20 protein-coding genes are annotated in these 16,213 nt (G+C 72.7%); 8 read left to right on the forward strand and 12 right to left on the reverse strand.

What is annotated here, in order from left to right; genetic code table 11:
- Positions 1-807 (reverse strand): acetyl-CoA carboxylase carboxyltransferase subunit beta (locus IF30_RS0129310; RefSeq protein ID WP_267884573.1); only part of this gene is annotated, 807 nt, incomplete at its 3' end.
- A 362-nt stretch (positions 808-1,169) separates the two neighbouring features.
- Between IF30_RS0129310 and IF30_RS0129315 the strand changes: the two genes are divergently transcribed.
- Entirely contained in the window at positions 1,170-1,502 is a 333-nt protein-coding gene (locus IF30_RS0129315) for a ribonuclease (protein WP_234322889.1), read from the forward strand.
- Between the two features lie 129 nt (positions 1,503-1,631).
- A complete protein-coding gene (locus tag IF30_RS0129320) occupies positions 1,632-2,342 on the forward strand; it encodes a TetR/AcrR family transcriptional regulator (RefSeq protein WP_063752829.1) in 711 nt (236 codons plus the stop codon).
- A 96-nt stretch (positions 2,343-2,438) separates the two neighbouring features.
- Here the strand turns inward: IF30_RS0129320 and IF30_RS0129325 are convergent, their stop codons facing one another.
- The 3 genes from IF30_RS0129325 to IF30_RS0129335 all read right to left on the reverse strand — a co-directional run bounded on the left by IF30_RS0129325 (position 2,439) and on the right by IF30_RS0129335 (position 5,303).
- The gene (locus IF30_RS0129325) at positions 2,439-3,194 is read right to left on the reverse strand and encodes an alpha/beta hydrolase (RefSeq protein ID WP_051711477.1); all 756 of its coding nucleotides are present in this window, start codon (positions 3,192-3,194) and stop codon (positions 2,439-2,441) included.
- 202 nt (positions 3,195-3,396) lie between these two features.
- The gene (locus tag IF30_RS0129330) at positions 3,397-4,308 is read right to left on the reverse strand and encodes an aldo/keto reductase (RefSeq protein WP_078891812.1); all 912 of its coding nucleotides are present in this window, start codon (positions 4,306-4,308) and stop codon (positions 3,397-3,399) included.
- Positions 4,305-5,303, reverse strand: coding sequence for an NAD-dependent epimerase/dehydratase family protein (locus IF30_RS0129335; protein WP_030244060.1), 999 nt, complete (start codon positions 5,301-5,303; stop codon positions 4,305-4,307). Before IF30_RS0129335 ends, IF30_RS0129330 begins: the two co-directional genes overlap by 4 nt.
- Before the next feature lie 39 nt (positions 5,304-5,342).
- Between IF30_RS0129335 and IF30_RS0129340 the strand changes: the two genes are divergently transcribed.
- Positions 5,343-5,885 carry an Lrp/AsnC family transcriptional regulator gene (locus IF30_RS0129340; protein ID WP_420791163.1) on the forward strand — a complete coding sequence of 181 codons (543 nt, stop codon included), beginning with the start codon at positions 5,343-5,345 and terminating at the stop codon, positions 5,883-5,885.
- A gap of 75 nt (positions 5,886-5,960) precedes the next feature.
- Here the strand turns inward: IF30_RS0129340 and IF30_RS0129345 are convergent, their stop codons facing one another.
- Positions 5,961-6,854, reverse strand: coding sequence for a SigB/SigF/SigG family RNA polymerase sigma factor (locus IF30_RS0129345; protein ID WP_030244063.1), 894 nt, complete (start codon positions 6,852-6,854; stop codon positions 5,961-5,963).
- Positions 6,855-7,219: 365 nt separating this feature from the next.
- On the opposite strand from IF30_RS0129345, the gene IF30_RS0129350 reads away from it, so the two are divergent.
- Both IF30_RS0129350 and IF30_RS0129355 read left to right on the forward strand, forming a co-directional pair.
- Positions 7,220-8,086, forward strand: a complete 867-nt coding sequence (locus tag IF30_RS0129350) for an MEDS domain-containing protein (RefSeq protein ID WP_030244064.1) — start codon at positions 7,220-7,222, stop codon at positions 8,084-8,086.
- Complete coding sequence (locus IF30_RS0129355; RefSeq protein WP_030244066.1) at positions 8,083-9,030, forward strand: sensor histidine kinase; 948 nt, start codon at positions 8,083-8,085, stop codon at positions 9,028-9,030. The genes IF30_RS0129350 and IF30_RS0129355 overlap by 4 nt, the downstream gene beginning before the upstream one ends.
- A gap of 229 nt (positions 9,031-9,259) precedes the next feature.
- On the opposite strand, the gene IF30_RS0129360 is transcribed toward IF30_RS0129355, so the two are convergent.
- Positions 9,260-10,387 carry an AI-2E family transporter gene (locus tag IF30_RS0129360; RefSeq protein ID WP_234322885.1) on the reverse strand — a complete coding sequence of 376 codons (1,128 nt, stop codon included), beginning with the start codon at positions 10,385-10,387 and terminating at the stop codon, positions 9,260-9,262.
- A 284-nt stretch (positions 10,388-10,671) separates the two neighbouring features.
- Entirely contained in the window at positions 10,672-10,842 is a 171-nt protein-coding gene (locus tag IF30_RS0129365; RefSeq protein WP_030244069.1) for a hypothetical protein, read from the reverse strand.
- A 125-nt stretch (positions 10,843-10,967) separates the two neighbouring features.
- Between IF30_RS0129365 and IF30_RS0129370 the strand changes: the two genes are divergently transcribed.
- Positions 10,968-11,141 carry a CsbD family protein gene (locus tag IF30_RS0129370; protein ID WP_030244070.1) on the forward strand — a complete coding sequence of 58 codons (174 nt, stop codon included), beginning with the start codon at positions 10,968-10,970 and terminating at the stop codon, positions 11,139-11,141.
- 186 nt (positions 11,142-11,327) lie between these two features.
- On the opposite strand, the gene IF30_RS0129375 is transcribed toward IF30_RS0129370, so the two are convergent.
- The 4 genes from IF30_RS0129375 to IF30_RS0129390 all read right to left on the reverse strand — a co-directional run bounded on the left by IF30_RS0129375 (position 11,328) and on the right by IF30_RS0129390 (position 14,440).
- Positions 11,328-11,657 (reverse strand): STAS domain-containing protein, encoded by a 330-nt coding sequence (locus IF30_RS0129375; protein WP_030244071.1) that lies wholly within the window; start codon positions 11,655-11,657, stop codon positions 11,328-11,330.
- On the reverse strand, positions 11,654-12,982 hold the full coding sequence (locus IF30_RS0129380) for a PP2C family protein-serine/threonine phosphatase (RefSeq protein WP_037901572.1): 1,329 nt from the start codon (positions 12,980-12,982) through the stop codon (positions 11,654-11,656). The genes IF30_RS0129375 and IF30_RS0129380 overlap by 4 nt, the downstream gene beginning before the upstream one ends.
- Positions 12,982-13,785 carry an alpha/beta fold hydrolase gene (locus tag IF30_RS0129385; protein WP_030244074.1) on the reverse strand — a complete coding sequence of 268 codons (804 nt, stop codon included), beginning with the start codon at positions 13,783-13,785 and terminating at the stop codon, positions 12,982-12,984. Before IF30_RS0129385 ends, IF30_RS0129380 begins: the two co-directional genes overlap by 1 nt.
- A gap of 106 nt (positions 13,786-13,891) precedes the next feature.
- The gene (locus IF30_RS0129390; RefSeq protein ID WP_030244076.1) at positions 13,892-14,440 is read right to left on the reverse strand and encodes a hypothetical protein; all 549 of its coding nucleotides are present in this window, start codon (positions 14,438-14,440) and stop codon (positions 13,892-13,894) included.
- 266 nt (positions 14,441-14,706) lie between these two features.
- Between IF30_RS0129390 and IF30_RS0129395 the strand changes: the two genes are divergently transcribed.
- Complete coding sequence (locus tag IF30_RS0129395) at positions 14,707-14,976, forward strand: hypothetical protein (RefSeq protein WP_030244078.1); 270 nt, start codon at positions 14,707-14,709, stop codon at positions 14,974-14,976.
- A 44-nt stretch (positions 14,977-15,020) separates the two neighbouring features.
- Here the strand turns inward: IF30_RS0129395 and IF30_RS0129400 are convergent, their stop codons facing one another.
- The gene (locus IF30_RS0129400) at positions 15,021-15,662 is read right to left on the reverse strand and encodes an alpha-ketoglutarate-dependent dioxygenase AlkB (RefSeq protein WP_030244080.1); all 642 of its coding nucleotides are present in this window, start codon (positions 15,660-15,662) and stop codon (positions 15,021-15,023) included.
- A gap of 124 nt (positions 15,663-15,786) precedes the next feature.
- On the opposite strand from IF30_RS0129400, the gene IF30_RS0129405 reads away from it, so the two are divergent.
- The gene (locus IF30_RS0129405) at positions 15,787-16,206 is read left to right on the forward strand and encodes an ester cyclase (RefSeq protein ID WP_030244081.1); all 420 of its coding nucleotides are present in this window, start codon (positions 15,787-15,789) and stop codon (positions 16,204-16,206) included.
- Positions 16,207-16,213: the final 7 nt, after the last annotated feature.

The following is a 16,213-nucleotide window of genomic DNA, read 5'->3' on the forward strand; positions in this document are numbered from 1 at the left end:
GGTGTCCGCAGCGGGGGAGGGGGGCGGGGGCGTCGTGGAGAGGACGGCGAGCGTGCGGCGGACCACCTCGCGCAGTTCCTGCGGCGCGACGACGGCGTCCACCAGGCCGTTCTCGGCGAGCGTCTCGGCCCGCTGGACGTCCGGGGGAAGCTCCACCCCGCGCAGTTCCTCGTACACGCGCGGGCCGAGGAAGCCGAGCCGGGCGCCCGGCTCGGCGAGGACCAGTTGGCCGAGGGTGCCCCAGGAGGCGAAGACCCCGCCCATGGTGGGGTTGCGCAGATAGGTGAGGTAGGGGAGACCGGCGGCGGTGTGGGCCTGGACGGCGGCGGTGATGCGCAGCATGCAGAGGAAGGCCGCCGAGCCCTCTTGCATGCGGGTGCCGCCGGAGACCGGCAGTGCGAGCAGCGGCAGCCGCTCGGCGGTGGCGCGCTCCACGGCCCGGGTGATCCGTTCGGCGGTCGCGACGCCGATCGAGCCGCCGAGGAAGCCGAACTCGGAGGCGACGAGTGCGACCGGGCGGCCGCCGACCCGTCCGATGCCGGTGAGGACGGCCTCGTCCGCACCGGTGCGCTCGCGGGCCCGGTCGAGGGCGGCCCGGTAGGCGGTGTCGGCGGGCGGTCCGGGCGGCGGCTCGTCCCAGCTGTGGAAGCTGCCGGGGTCGACCAGCAGGCCGATCAGCTGGTGGGCCGTGAATGCCGTCCGTGGGGTCGGTGCGGCCTGTGTGGTCGGTACGGCTTGTGCGGTCGGGGTGGTCCGTGCGGTCGGCGTGGTCGCCGTCGTGCGCGCGGCGTTCGGGTCCGCAGCCATGTCCACCCCGTCAGTGCTCGTTCCGGCTCGCCATGATCCGTCACTCTATGCGGCGCGGTCCGGCCGGGGCGAGGGCCCGCAGGGCGGGGTGGGGCGGCTTGGCGCCGGTTCGGAGACGGTCGACCCTTGTGCGGCAACGGCGGTTCGTGGGCGGCGCCGAGTGTGGCGCGGGGGTGCGGCGACGGGGTGGCGCCGGGAGTCGGGGTACGGACCAAGTCGTCCCAGGTAAAGGGTAGTTACTCGCTGGTTAATACTTGGAAGGAGGGCTTCCGGAGTTGACGGTGTCTCGCCACACTAGGGGCATGACCCGCACTCTACGCGCGTGGAAGTCCCGCGCTGCCGCCGTCACCGCCGTCGCCCTGATGACCCTCGCGCCCCTCGCCGTCGCCACCGAGGCGCACGCCGAGGTGAGCGGCACGGTGTGCCTCTCCGCGCTCCCGTCGGAGGCCACCGACACCCTCGACCTGATCGCCTCGGACGGGCCGTTCCCCTACTCCCAGGACGGCGTGGTCTTCCAGAACAGAGAGCACGTGCTGCCCAGCGAGCCCTCCGGGTACTACCACGAGTACACCGTCATCACCCCGGGCTCCCCGACCCGCGGTGCCCGTCGGATCGTGACCGGCGAGGGCGCCCAGGAGGACTACTACACCGGCGACCACTACGCCACGTTCTCCCTGGTCGACCAGACCTGCTGACCCTGACCCCCGTCCCTTCCGACACGACGACGGCCCCGGCGCGCATCCCGCCGGGGCCGCCGCACACCCCGGCGGGGGCAGCCGAGTCGTGCGCCGCCGCCCGTCCGCCCGCTTGCTAGGGTCGGAGACATGGCACCGAGCAGCGCGAACCCCCCGGGGCGGCTCCGGCGAGACGCGCAGCGCAACCGGGAACTGCTGCTCGCCGCCGCCCGCGACATGTTCTCCCGGCACGGCCTGGACGTGCCGCTGGACCAGATCGCCAAGGAGGCCGGCGTCGGCAACGCCACCCTCTACCGGCACTTCCCGACCCGCGAGGCGCTGATCGGCGAGGTGTTCGCGGACGCCGGGGCCGGCGTCGCCGCGGCCGGTGCGGACGCTCTCGCCGCCGAGGACGCGTGGACCGGCCTCGAAGGGTACTTCGGGCGGATCTTCGAACTCGTCGCCGCCGACCGGGGCATCAACGACCTGGTCACCCAGGCCATCCCGACCATCCCCGGCATGATCGAGATCAGTCGCCGGCACGCCGCCACCGTCGGCGTCCTCATCGCCCGCGCCCAGGAGCAGGGCACCATGCGCCGCGACGTGGTGACCATGGACCTGCTGTTCCTCCTGGGCCCGCTCTGCCGCGCCCTGCCCGCCACCACCGAGCTGCGTCCCGACCTCTGGCGCCGCTACCTCGCCCTCCTCCTGGACGGTTTCCGCGTGCCGGCCGCCCACCCGCTGCCGGTTCCGCCGATCGGCGAGGAGCACCTCGACCGGATGTTCGCGGACCTCTGGGAGGCGCAGGCGCCCGAGGCGCCGCAGGCCGCCGGGGCGCTGCCGACGCCCGGAACGCCGTAGGGCGCAGGGGAGTTGCGGGCATCGCAGGCGCCGGAGGCCGGACGGCCGGTCGCCGCGGCGTCATGGACGCGTGCGGAACACCGGGCGCCCGCCGCGTCAGGGCCCGGTCGGCCCGGTCAGCCCGGTTGGCCCGGTCAGCCCGGCCGCCTCGGCGAGGACGGCGGCGGTCCGGCGGCCGGCCGCCAGGGTGTCGGCTGCCGTGGCGGGCAGGCAGCGTCGGGCTCCGGGGTCGAAGACGGTCATCACCACACCCGCGTGGTCGGTGGGGAGTTCGACGTGACGCACCGCCGACATCCGCTTCGTGAGGGCCGCGCTCAGCCGGCGAGTGTGCTCGACGTCCACGACCTCGTCCGCCGTGCCGTGGACCAGCCAGAGCGGCACGGGTGAGGGGCCTGCGGCCAGGTGGTCGAGCGGGGCGTCGCCGGTGGTGACGGCCGGGTCGGCGTAGTGGGAGGCGATGCCGACGGCGGCGGTGGGCCGTAGTTCGGCGGAGGTGTCCGGGTGGGTGGCCACGGCGACGGCCTCCCGGCCGCCCATCGACCAGCCGGCCAGGACGAAGCGCGTCGGATCCCCGCCGTACCCGGCGGCGATGCGGCGTGCCTGGGCCAGCGACGCGAGCAGTTCGGCGCGGCCGCCGCCACCTCGGTCGACGCTCCAGTCCGGGACGAGCACCAGCAGTCCGAGCCCGGCGGCCTCCCGGGCCAGCGGCCGCAGCACGTCCCGTTCGTCGGGGCCGCTGCCGTGCCAGAGCAGGACGACCGGGGCGGGCTCGGTGGAGGCGGAGGCGGGGCGGTGGACGTCCAGCAATCGGCCGTCCGCGTACGGAACGACGTCGGGCGGAGCGCTCGTCATGCGGGGTTCGCCTCCGATTCGGTGACTGATCACTGAACTGGTACTGTACTTCTCGTCGCGAGGGAGACGATCTCTCGTCAGGCGTCAGCGGTGCTACCAGAGCACGTCCTACTTTCAGTAGGAAGAGTCCGTGCGACCCGGGCCTGGCGCTCCACTGTCGGACGGGGTCCGGTGCCTTCAAGGGCGCCGGACCCCGTTCGCGTCAGGCGAGGCGGGCCATTTCGTCCCTGCTGAGCACCAACTCCGCTGCGGCGGCGGAGTCCCGGATGGTCTCGGGGCGGCTGGAGCCGGGGATCGGGATGGTCACCGGCGACGCTGCCAGCAGCCAGGCGAGGGCGACGCGCTGCGGGCTGACTCCACGCTCGGCGGCGATCGCGGCGAACTCCACGCCCGCCCCGCCGAGTTCGGCGGAGCGGCCGATGCCGCCGAGGGGGCTCCAGGGCAGGAAGGCCAGGCCGAGCTCCGTGCACAGGTCCAGCACGGGCTGGTGCGTGCGGACGGCGGGGGAGTACTCGTTCTGCACCGAGACCAGGGCCTCGCCGAGGATCTCCCGGGCGAGGCGGACCTGCGCCACATCGACGTTGGAGATGCCGGCTGCGCGGATCTTGCCCTCCTCGTACAGCTCCCGGATCGCCCCGAGCGAGTCGGCGTACGGGACGTCACGGTCCGGGTGGTGCTGCTGGTAGAGGCCGATCGCCTCGACGCCGAGCCGGCGCAGCGAGCCCTCGCAGGCGCGCTTGAGGTGGGCCGGATCGCCGTTGACGGTCCAGGAGCCGTCGCCGGGGCGGCCGCGGCCGCCCTTGGTCGCGACCAGGACGCGGTCGGCATCCGGGCCGTAGGAGGCGAGCGCCCGGGCGATCAGCTCCTCGTTGTGGCCGTACTCGTCGGCGTGCCAGTGGTAGGAGTCGGCGGTGTCGATCAGGGTGATGCCCGCGTCGAGGGCGGCGTGGACGGTGGCGACGGCGCGGTCGGCGTCCGGTCGGCCTTCGACGGACAGCGGCATCGCGCCGAGGCCGATGGGGCTGGTCCGGACGGTGCCGAGGCGGCGGGTCGTCGAGGCGGTGGGGCTGTCGGTGCCGGTCGTGAGGGTGGGGCTGTCGGTGCGGGTGGTCATGCGGGGAGCTCCTGTCCACGGGAGGCGGCGATCAGGCCGGGCAGCCAGTCGAGGGTGTGCGTGAGAGGGTGGCCGAGCTGCTGCGCCCGGGAGTTGTCCATGCCGTAGTAGCGGTCGAAGGAGAACGGCGAGGCCTGCTGCCCCGGCTCCGGCGCCGCCGTGCGGTAGGGGCGGCCGGCTGCGATCAGCTCGCAGAGGTCGGTGGCGGTCAGCTCGCCGTGCGAGGCCAGGTTGACCGGGCCGGTGAACTCCTCGCCGGCGGCCCAGGCGAGGAAGGCGGCGGCCTCGGCTTCGTGGGTGTAGGAGGAGGGCCGGTTCTCCGGGTGGACCAGGACGGGCTGCCCCGCGGCGATCCGTTCGGCGTAGTGGGCCAGCCGCCCGGTGAAGTCGGCGGCGCCCAGGACGTGGCCGAGCCGGACGGAGGTGAACGGGAAGGCCGCGGCGCGGGTGAACACCGCCTCCGCCTGGCGTTTGCCCTCGCCGTACGACACCTCGGTGAACGCCGCGTCCTCCCACGGGAGTTCGAGTCGCACCGGCCACCGGGACGGATCGACGGCGGATTCGGCGAGCGGACGGCCCGTCGGGCGCGGCTCGCCGGCGGTCCCTTCGCCGACGGCCGTTTCGATGGCGGCCGTTTCGCCTGCGGCCGTTTCGCCCGCGACCCTTTCGCAGGCGGGGGCTCCGCCGGTGTCGTAGACCTCGATGGTGGAGGTCATCAGATAGCGGCCGGTCCGCCCGGCGAAGGCGCGGACGGCGAGTGCGGCCTGCCGTGGGGTGTAGCAGACCTGGTCGACCACCGCGTCGAAGTCCCGTCCGGCCAGGGCGGTGGTCAGCGCCGTCTCGTCCGCACGGTCGGCGACGAGCCGGGTGACACCCGGCGGAGGGGGCGCCGATCCCCGGTTGAGCACGCTGACCCGTACTCCGGAGTCGCGCAGCCGGGTGACCAACTGTCGTCCGAAGTACCGGTTTCCCCCGATCACGAGCACGTTTTCCATGGTCACAAGTGTTATGGTGCGGCGCGGTTCGATGAAGGGGTGATTGTGGGAGTTCAGGCGCTGCGACCGAAAGACCAACGGCAGTCCGGCGGTTCGGCCGACGATTCCTCGGCGGCCTCCCGTGGCGGCTTCGGCGGCCTGGACACGGTCGATCTGCGGCTGCTGGAACTGCTCCAGTGCGAGGGCCGGATCACGCTCAGCGAACTGGGCCGACGGGTGAACCTCAGCCCGGCCGCGGTCGGCGAGCGGGTGCGGCGGCTGGAGGCGAGCGGCACGATCACCGGCTACGCGGCGCAGGTCGCGCCCGAGCGGCTGGGGTACGGCATCCGGGCGTTCGTCCGGGTCTCGCCGCACGCCCGGACGACGGTGAAGTACCTGCGCAGTCAGGACCTGCTGCACCGGCCCGAGGTGCTGGAGGTGCACCACGTGATCGGCGAGGACTGCTGGGTGTTCAAGGTCGCGGCCCGGGACACCACGCACCTGGAGGAACTGATCGAGGCGATCGCGGTGCTCGGCCGGACGACGACCTCGGTGATCCTCTCCTCGCCGGTGGAGCAGCGGGTGCTGCTGCCGTCGGACTGATCGGACTCGGGCCGCGCCACTGCTCGTGGCGCGGCCCGAGTCCGGGGCCCGGCTCGGCAGTCGTCCGGGGCCGACTCAGCAGTCGTCGTGCAACAGGCCGGCGCGCAGCGTCGCCAGGGCGCGGGTCAGCAGACGCGACACGTGCATCTGGGAGATCCCGAGCCGCTGTCCGATCTGCGCCTGCGTCAGTTCCTCCCCGAACCGCAGGGAGATGATCGTACGGTCGCGCTCCGGCAGGGCCGCGAGGAGCGGCTTGAGGGCGTGCAGGTCCTCGAAGCGGGTGAGGCGCGTGTCGTCGAAGCCGAGCCGACGGACCAGGGTGCTGTCGGGCGAGTCGGCTTCGAGCTGCATGTCCAGCGAACCGGCGGTGTAGGCCTTGCTGGCGGTGAGCCCCTCGACGACCTCCTCCTCGTCCACCTCCAGGCGGGCGGCCAGCTCGGCGACGGTCGGTGCGCGGTCCAGGCTCTGCTCCAGGTCGTCCGCCGCTTTGGTCAGCGCCCCGCGCAGTTCCTGCAGACGACGCGGGACGTGGACGGCCCACGTGCTGTCGCGGAAGTGCCGCTTGATCTCGCCGATGATCGTGGGCAGGGCGAACGTGGAGAACTCCAGGCCGCGGTCGGCCTCGAAGCGGTCGATGGCCTTGATCAGGCCGATCGTGCCGACCTGGATGATGTCGTCCATCGACTCCGAGCGCGAGGTGAAGCGCCGCGCCGCGTACTTGACGAGCGAGACGTTCATCTCGATCAGGGTCGCGCGGACGTAGGAGTACTCGGCGGTACCCTCCTCCAGTCCGCTCAACCGCGTCAGCAGGGCGCGGGACAGCTCGCGGGCGTCGGCGGGCGCGACGGCGCCGGGATCCTCGATGTGCGGCAGGTCCACCAGCTCGACCCGGGGCGAGGGCGCGGTGTCCGACGACGTGGTGTCGCGAACGGGCTGGGACTCGGCCAGCAGAGCACAGGGCTCCGTCATGACGTTCCTTCCGTCGGGTGTCGTCGTTCGTGTGCCCCTACCCCTATCACCGTCGGCGATGCGTCTCAAATCCCAAGCTGACCGATATGTCCACATATGTCCGGACGATCGGCACTCTTCCTCCACCGCAGCGGAGCCGGACCGGCCCCTGGGCCCCCGCATGCGTGTGGTCCCGGTGCCCGTTCCTCGCGCGCCCCCCGTGCCCGTTCCTCGCGGCCCTGACGCCCGTTCCCCGGGGCTTCCGCGACGCCCGTTCCCCAGGGGCCCCGACGCCCGTTTCCTCTCGTGTCGGAGAGCTCTTGTAGGCTCGAGCCCGCGGCTGCGGACAGGGCGGCCGGGCAGCCCGAGTCGAGGGGGAGCCGGTGATGGGGACGACGGACTGCGGGCCTGCGGCACACCCGGGCGAACACCTGTGCCGCACCTTCGCCGACGACCGCGAGCGGGCCAGGCTGGTGAACGGTTTCGTCCACGACGGGATCCTGCAGGGGCAGCGGGTGCTGTACTACACCGACTCCCACCCGCCCCACGAGGCGGCCGACCGACTCCGGGCCCGGGAGGCCTCCGCGGCAGCTGCCCGGGAACGGGGGCAGTTGAGCGTGGAGAGCGCCGCCGACTCCTACCTCCGCCTCCTGCCCTTCGACCCCGATCTGATGATCGCCGGCCTGCGGAACAGCTGCCAGGAGGCCCTGTCCCAAGGGTGGACGGGCCTGCGGGTCATCGGCGAGATGGACTGGTCCACCCGGCAGGTGCCCGGCGCGGACCGCCTGCTGGAATACGAACTGCGCCTGGACAACGAGGTCTTGGAAGACCTCCCGGTCACCGGGATCTGCCTCTACTCCCGGCTCGCGGCGAGCCGCACCCCGGCGTCGCTCGCCGTCGCCGCCCACCCCGGCGTCCTCGCGGACGGCGGCACACCCGGGGCCCTCGAGAAGTTGGCCGCCCTGCCGCTGCGCCCCGGCGGCGTACGGCTGGTGGGAAGCGTCGACCTGGACAGCAGGGCGGCCCTCGTGGCGGTACTCGCAGCCGCCACCCGCATGCCGCTGCCGGTGGTGGACGTGGACCTGGCGGGCGTCGACTTCGTCGATGCCGCCGGCGCCGCCGCACTGGTGGAGGCCGCAGCCGTCCTGGCGGCCCGGGACCGGCGGCTGGTCCTGCACCACGCGCCCACCTCATTGCGAAGGGTGGCCGAGATGTTCCCCGACGAGTGCCGGGCCCTGGAGATGACGGCATGACCGATACCGCGAGTCCTCTCGTCCCCGTCGGTTCCTTCGTGCATCCGGCGCTGTTCTACCGCACCACCCAGGAGTACGTGGACACGGTCGGCGCCTTCGCCCGCGCCGCCCTGGCCGCCGACGAGCCGTGCCTGATCGCGGTCCCGGGTGCCCGACTGGAGGCCCTGCGCCCGGCACTTGACGAGGGCTCCGACGGCATCGACTTCGTCGACATGACGGTCCTCGGGCGCAATCCCGGGCGGATCCTGGCGGCCCTCCAGGGCTTCGCCGACCGCCACCTCGGCCGGCCGGCCCGCATCGTGGGCGAGCCGATCTGGGCCGGGCGCAACCACGCGGAAATCCTCGAGGCCACCCGCCACGAAGCCCTCATCAACACCGCCTTCGCCCACCGCGGTGCGACCATCCTGTGCCCGTACGACGTCACCGCCCTTTCCGACGGCGTCATCGCGGACGCCCGGCGCACGCACCCCACCATCTGGGACCGCGGCGAGGACCTCGACAGCCCGGCCTACACCGACCCCGCCACCGTCTGCGCCGACTGCGACCAGCCGCTGCCCGAGCCCGACCGCGCCACGGTACTGGCGTACACGGTGGGTCAGCTGGCGCAGGTCCGCCACCACGCCGACGCCTGGGTCCGGACCACCGCCCTGACGCCCGCACGCCAGGGCGACCTGCTCCTCGCCCTCGGCGAAGCCACCGCCAACTCCCTGGCCCACGGCGGGGGCAGCGGCACCCTGCGGCTGTGGACCGGGGAGAACGCCGCCGTGGTGGCCGAGATCCGCGACGCCGGGCAGCTGAGCGACCCGCTCGCGGGCCGCAGCCGCCCCCGCCTCGCCTCCGCCGACGGGGGCCGCGGCCTGTGGATGATCCACCAGCTCTGCGACCTCGTCGAGATCCGGTCCACCGGCGACGGCCTGACCCTGCGCCTGCACCTGTTCCCCTGAGCCCCGGGCGGCCGTGCCCCTGACCGCGGTGGCGCCCCGACGGACCGCGGCTGCGCCGCTGGCCCCGGCGGTGCCTCGGCCTCCGCCGAACCGGCACCTGCGTCCCCCGGCCCTCGGCCCTCGGCCCTCGCTGCTCTGTCTTCTGTCCTCGGTCCTCGGTCGCCGGACAGGGACGTCTCGCCGAGCGGGGTGGGGTGCCCACGGCCGCGGCCGGCTTCTGCCCCGGCTCTCAGGCGTTGTCCGTACGGGGAAAGACGTACACGTCCAGGACCAGGCCCAGCGCGACCGCGGCCGGTACCGCGACGAGGGCCCCGACGAGGCCCAGCAGCGCGCCTCCCAGCAGGACGGCGACCACCGTCACGATCGGATGCACGTCCACCATGAACTTCATCGCCCTGGGCATGATCAGGTAGTCCTCCAGGAGCCGGAAGGCGATGTAGAAACCGGCGGTGGCCAGGGCGATCGGCAGGGACACCGACAGCGCCACCAGGCTGACGACGACGCCCCCGATCGTCGAGCCCACCATGGGGACGAGGTCCATCAGGGCCACGAACACCCCGAGCGCCCCGGCGTAGGGGACGCCGGTGGCCGCGCACCAGGCGAAGGTCGCCAGGCCCGCGATGGCGGAGGTCAGCACGTTGCCCAGCATGTAGCGGCCCGTCCGGCCGAGGATCTCCTCGGTGATCTCCTCCACCTCCTGGCGCCGGCTGCGCGGAACGAACCGGTAGCAGAACGCCTTGATGACCGGAAGCGCCACCATGACGTACAGGGCGACACTGACGACGATCACCGTGGCCGTCACCGTGCTCAGCAGGAGCCGGCCCGCGCCGAGCACTCCGCCGAACACGCCGGAGGCCGAACCACCGGAACCCAGCTGGGCCTTGGCGCGCTCCACCAGGTGGTAGTGGTCCTCGATCCGGCCGAGCGTCGACTGGTGGTCGTGCAACTGCTGGAGCCAGCCCGGTACGGCGTCGACGAGGGCGCTCACCTCGTCGCCGACCGGTGGGATGACCACCGCGAGCAGACCCGTCAGCGCCGCCGCCAGTCCGCAGACCACGACGGCCACCGCCCAGCCCCGGCGCAGTCCTCGATGCTCCAGCCACGCCACCACCGGTTCCAGGCTGACCGCGATGAACACGGCGAGGAGCAGCAGCGTGAGCAGTGACGTGAGCTGGACCACGGCGTCGACCGCGTGCCACGCCAGGAGCGCCCCCAGGCTGAGCGCGAAGCCCACCCGGAACCACGACTTCACCCGCGGCGGCCGGCGCTCCGCGGTCTGGATCCGGGGCCGTGGTCCGCTCGCCCGCCTGGCCGGCGTCAGATCGCGGGGGGTGTTGACTGCGGGCGCCTCGTCCACGGCTGCTCCTCGGTCGCGGGTCCGGTCGGCGGTCGGGCCGACCGCCGGTTGCCGTCTGCCCCGCAATGCCCTCCGAAAGCGCCGGTGCGCGGTGACGGCTCCGAGACGGGCGGGCCGGTGGTCGACCGACGGGCGGTTCGCGGTCGGCGGTGGGTACGACGACGGGGCACAGCGGCGGGGTACGGCGGCGGGGCACTGCGACGGGGTACGGCGACGGGGTACGGCGACGGGGCACGCACAGCAGTGTGTGCGTGCCCCGTCGCCGTACCCGCGGCTGTCCGGACCTACCAGCGGTACCAGCGGCCCCGGCTGCCCGATGCGCCGGTCCCGCGGGCCACGAACCCCAGCAGCCAGACCACCAAGACCACGACCGCCACCCACCACAGGGCCTTGAGTGCGAAGCCGGCACCGAACAGGATCAGGGCCAGCAGCAGAACCAGAAGAAGGGGAACCATCTCGACCTCCGTAGTCAGCGTCAGCGAACCGACTGCCCGGCGCCGCGGCACATATTCGGAGGAATTTTCCGGCCGGGCGGGGGCAGACGGCCGACCCAGGAAGTCCCGACGAACCGGAGGCCCAGATGAGTGCCAGCGACAAGATCGAGAACGCCGCCGACAAGGCCAAGGGCGCGGCCAAGGAAGGCGTCGGCAAGGTGACCGGCAACGAGCGGCTGCAGGCCGAGGGCAAGGCCGACAAGACCAAGGGCGACCTCAAGCAGGCGGGCGAGCACGTCAAGGACGCGTTCAAGCACTGACCCTCGACGACACCGCGGCGGTGGTTCCGCCCGTCCTCCGGAGGACGGGCGGAACCACCGCCGCGACTTCGTGGTCGGCCCGGCCCAGCGCCGCGAGTGGCTCCGTCGGCACCTCCGGCCACGGGTACGGCCTGGAGGTGCCCGGCGTCGGCGGGGCCCCGAGGGCGCTGCGCCGCCGCCCGACCGTCACACGGGGCCGCTGCCGGGGCGGATCGTGAAGACCCGGTCCAGGCCGACGATGGCGAGGATGCGCAGGGTGTTGGACGGGACGTGGGCGAGCGCCAGGTCGGCGCCCGCGGCCTGGGCGTGGCGGCGGGCCGCGAGGAGCGCGGTGATGCCGCTGGAGTCGCAGAAGTCCAGGTCGGACAGGTCGATGACCAGGCACTGTCCGGGCGTCAGGGTGAGCTGTTCCACGTGCCGGCGCAGGGCGGGGGCGTGTTCGTAGTCGAGGTCGCCGGTGACGTGCAGGACGGGACCGGCGGAGCTGTCGTGGTGGATGGTGTTGAGCGGGCTCATCGGTTCGTCGCCAGAGTGGTGGTCGGATGGGTCGCGGGGACGCCGAGGGCGAGCAGCGCGGTGTCGTCGTCGAGGCCGTCGCCGAAGCTCTTCAGCAGCCCGGTCAGTGCGGTGATCACTTCCTCGGGCCCGGCGGGGGCGTGGTCGGCGGCGAACGCGTGCAGGGCGTCGTCGCCGAACAGGCTGGTGCGGGTGGGGCCGGTGCGGGCCTCGGTGAGGCCGTCGGTGTAGAGGAGCAGGGTGTCGCCCGGCGCCAGGGTGGTCTCCGCGGTGGTGAACGGGGCATCGGGCAGGATACCGACGAGCAGGCCGCCCGGGGTGGGGACGAATTCGGCCTTCCCGTCGGAGCGCAGGACCAGCGCCGGGGGGTGACCGCCCGAGGCGAGGCGGACGGTGCGGTCGCGTGGACCGGGCCCGGCCTCGATGACGCCGAAGACGGCCGTGCAGTAGCGGGGATCGCCCGCGGCCGTGTACTGCTCGTGCAGGACGGTGTTGAGCGTGGCGAGGGCGGCGGCGGGCTCCGCGTCGTGCAGCGCAGCCGCCCGCAGCGTGTAGCGGGTCAGCGACGTCAGGGAGGCCGCGGCCGGGCCCTTGCCGCACACGTCGCCCAGGAAGAACGCCCACCGGTCCCGGTCGACGGGGAACAGGTCGTAGAAGTCGCCGCCGAGCCGGTCCGGGGAGGCGGTGTGGTAGTAGACGGCGGACTCCAGGCCCGGCACGCACGGCAGCGAGGCGGGCACGAGCGAGAGCTGGAGGGCGGCGAGGGCCTCGGTGAGGCGGGCCCGGTCGGCCTCGGCCTGCCGCAGGGCGTCCTCGGCCCGCAGCCGTTCCCGTTCGGCCTCGGCGCGGGCCTGCTCGGCCTCCTGGCGGCGGCGCAGCAGTTCGCCCTCGTAGGCGCGCCGGTCGGATGCGTCGAAGACGGTGGTGCGGATCAGCAGCGGCTCGCCGGCGCTCCCGTACTTGATCGCCGAGGAGACCAGCACCGGCAGCCGGTCGCCGTCGGCGGCCCTCATCTCCAGGGCGATGCCGCCCAGTTCACCCCGCATGCGCAGCAGCGGCGCGAAATGCGTCTCGTGGTAGAGCTTGCCGCCGACGGTCAGCAGGTCGGCGAAGCGCACTCGGCCCACCACGTCCTCGCGGTCCAGGCCGAGCCAGCCCAGCAGGGTGGCGTTGATCTTGGCGATGGTGCCGTCCATCAGCGTCGACAGGTAGCCGCACGGTGCCTGCTCGTACAACTCCTCCGCGCTGTCCTCCAGCAGGGCGGTGAACGCGGCGTCCGTGCCACGGTCGGCGTCGGGCTCCGGAGTCTCGCCGATCCGGCACATCACCGTCGCTCCTGGAGGAAGGCGAGGACGGCCGCACTGGTGGCCTCCGGGGCACTCAGCTGCGGGCAGTGGCCGGTGGCGTCCAGGGTGACCAGCCGCGAAGAAGGAATCGCGGCGTGCACGAACGCGCCGACCTCGCGGGGCGCGATGACGTCCTGCGTGCACTCCAGCACCAGCGTGGGGATCTCCACGTCCTTCAGGTCCTCACGGCTGTCGGACAGGAACGTGGTACGCGCGAACACCCGGGCGATCTCCGGATCGGTGGAGCAGAAGCTGGTCGCCAGCTCCTCTCCCAGCTCCGGCCGGTCCGGGTTCCCCATGATCACCGGCGCCATCCCGGCGGACCATCCCAGGTAGTTCGACTCCAGCGAGTCCAGCAGCTCCTCGATGTCCTGCTCGCTGAAGCCGCCGCGGTAGCCCTCGTCGTCGATGTAGCGCGGCGAGGGCGCCACCATCACCAGCGACCCGATGCGCTCCGGCGCCGCCCGCGCGGCCAGCACCCCCACCATCGCACTGACCGAGTGGCCCACGAACACCGCCCGCTCCAGGTCCAGCTCCTCGCAGACCTCCACCACGTCCCTGGCGTAGCCGTCCAGCGAGGAGTACCGCTGCTCACTCCAAGCCGACAGGTCCGAGCCGCCGGAGCCGACGTAGTCGAACAGCACCACCCGGTGCCGGCGCGCAAGACCGGGGACGATCAGGCGCCACATGTTCTGGTCGCAGCCGAAACCGTGCGCGAGCACCACCACCGGCCCGTCGGCGGGTCCGATGAGGGTGACGTTGTTCCTGCGGCGAATGTCCATGCCAGGCATCCTGTCACGCCGGGCGGAGGCCCCGAGCGCGAGCACCAGGGCCGGTTACCCACCGTACCGGACCCCGGACTCCGCGTGCCGCCGGTCCTCCGGGAACTCAGTCCTCCTCCAGTTCCAGCTCGGACAGGGCGTCGGCGATGAGTTGGGTGGCGAAGGTGTGGTCGTTGGTTCCGGACACCCGATTGACGTGGTCCGCGAGCAGGACGGTCACGGCCTCCAGGGGGTTCATCTCGGCTGCGGTCCAGGGGCCGTACTGCGCGCGCCACAGGTTGGGGCTCAGGCCGGTGCCCGCGGCGATGAGCAGGCCCGCCATCATGGGGACGACCTCGGGCCGGAAGGTCCTGGGCATCATGCGCATGGTGGCCACCAGGGTGGGCACCGTGTGTTCGACGACGTCCTCGTCGTGGTGTTCGAAGCTGCCCCGCAACCAGTTCATGAACATGTAGATGAGGGTGCACGTGCCGTCGAGGAGCTCGTCGAGCCCCCCGGGGCCGAAGGACGCGGCGAACTGGTCGATCATCCGCTGCTGTTCGGGATCCGTCCCGGCCTTGCGGTCGTGGAGGGCCTTGAGCCGGGAGTCGACCACCATGAGCGCGGCGCCCACATCGCCGACGGAAGCGTATCGGGGGTCGCAGGGCGAGGGCATGGGACTCCTTGGAGGTGCGGCTACGGCACGTAGCGCGGTTCGACCACAGGGTAGTCACTCGGTCGCCCTGCGTCCGGCGAATCCAGTCCCGTCGGCGAACACCCCCGGCCATGGCCGGATTCCGCCGCAAACACGGCGGACTGTGCCCGATGGTGATCATTCGGGACTGCATGGCGAATGTGAGGAAGATTCCCCTGATGTGCCGTCAGGTGTAAGATCCTCAACCCGCGGCTCCACGCCGGGAGCAGGGTCAACGGGGGGCAGGCATGGCTCGTGCATGGGAAGCCGACCCTTCCGCTTCGTTCGAGAAGCGCCTGGGAAAGTCCGCGAAGGAACTCGGGACGTCCGACGGCCGGGACGAATGCCCGGACATCTGGCAGCTCTCGAACGGCGACATCGCCGTGATCGGACGCGACCTCACGGAGGACTACGGCGCCCGGCTTCCCGACAGCGTCACCCTCGGCCCGGGCGAGCGGCTCGTCGTCATTCCCGGCCACATGCTGAGCGCGGCGAAAACGGACATCGCGGATGCCTGACCGGCGGCCTCCGGAACTGCGGTAGGAGTGGCGGCGGGTGGGCCTCAGGTGACGCCTTGGGGCCGGAACTGGATGCTGATCCGCGGGCCCACCGGGCGGGCGGTCTTGGGGACGGCGTGTTCCCAGGTGCGCTGGCAGGAGCCGCCCATGACCACCAGGTCGCCGTGGCCGAGTGTGCGGCGGACGACCGTGCCGCCGCCGAAGCGCGGCCGCAGGGCCAGGGTGCGCGGCTCGCCGACGGAGAGGATCGCCACCATGGTGTCCGTGTGGGCGCCGCGTCCGATCCGGTCGCCGTGCCAGGCGACGCTGTCCCGGCCGTCCCGGTAGTAGCAGAGGCCGAGGGTGCGGAACGGTTCGCCCAACTCCTGCGCGTAGTGCCCGCTCAGTGCCGTCCGGGCCTGTTCGAGCACCGGGTGGGGCGGCTCGGTGTCCGCCGGGTAGAAGGCCAGGAGGCGGGGGACGTCGACCGTCCGCTCGTACATCTCGCGACGTTCGGCCCGCCAGGGCACGGTGGCGGCCAGGTGTTCGAACAGTTCGTCCGCGCCGTGCAGCCACCCCGGCAGGACGTCCAGCCAGGCGCCGTCGCCGAGCGCCTGCCGCCGCAGGCCGTCGAGCGGGCCGAGGCGGATGCCGTCGTGGTCCGCGTCGTCGAAGAGCGAGGGCTGGAGCGGGTGGATGCCGTGCATGGGGCCAGCGTACGCCTTCGTTCGAACGTGTGCTCGAATGCGCCTTGCGGATTCCGCGGTTCACGGTGGAGAACCCCAGAGTTCTGGGGTTCCGGTCGGGCTCGGCGGGTCGAAGACTGCCGGTATGGACACCATCCAGCAGAACAAGAGCACGGTCACCGCGTTCATCGACGCGCTCTTCACGAAGGGTGACCTCGGGGCTGTCGACGAGTACCTCGCCGAGGACTTCGTCAACCACGACCCGCCGCTCGGCGGCGGTGCCGACCGGGAGGGGATGCGCCGGGCCGGAGCGCTGTTCCGGGCCGCGTGCCCCGACTGGCACAGCGATCAGGACCTGGTCATCGGGGAGGGTGACCTGGTGGTCGAGCACTTCACGGCGCACGGCACGCACCGGGGTGAGCTGCTCGGTGTGGCTCCCAGCGGCCGGCCGCTCAGCCTGCCCGGCATCAACATCTTCCGGGTCCGGGACGGGCGGATCGTCGAGCGGTGGGGCCGCCTCGACGACCTCGGGCTGCTTCGCCAGCTGGGCCTGGCTCAGGAGTAACGTCGAT

The sequence above is a fragment of the Streptomyces sp. NRRL S-350 genome, assembly GCF_000719705.1.
In the GTDB taxonomy this organism is placed as follows: domain Bacteria; phylum Actinomycetota; class Actinomycetes; order Streptomycetales; family Streptomycetaceae; genus Kitasatospora.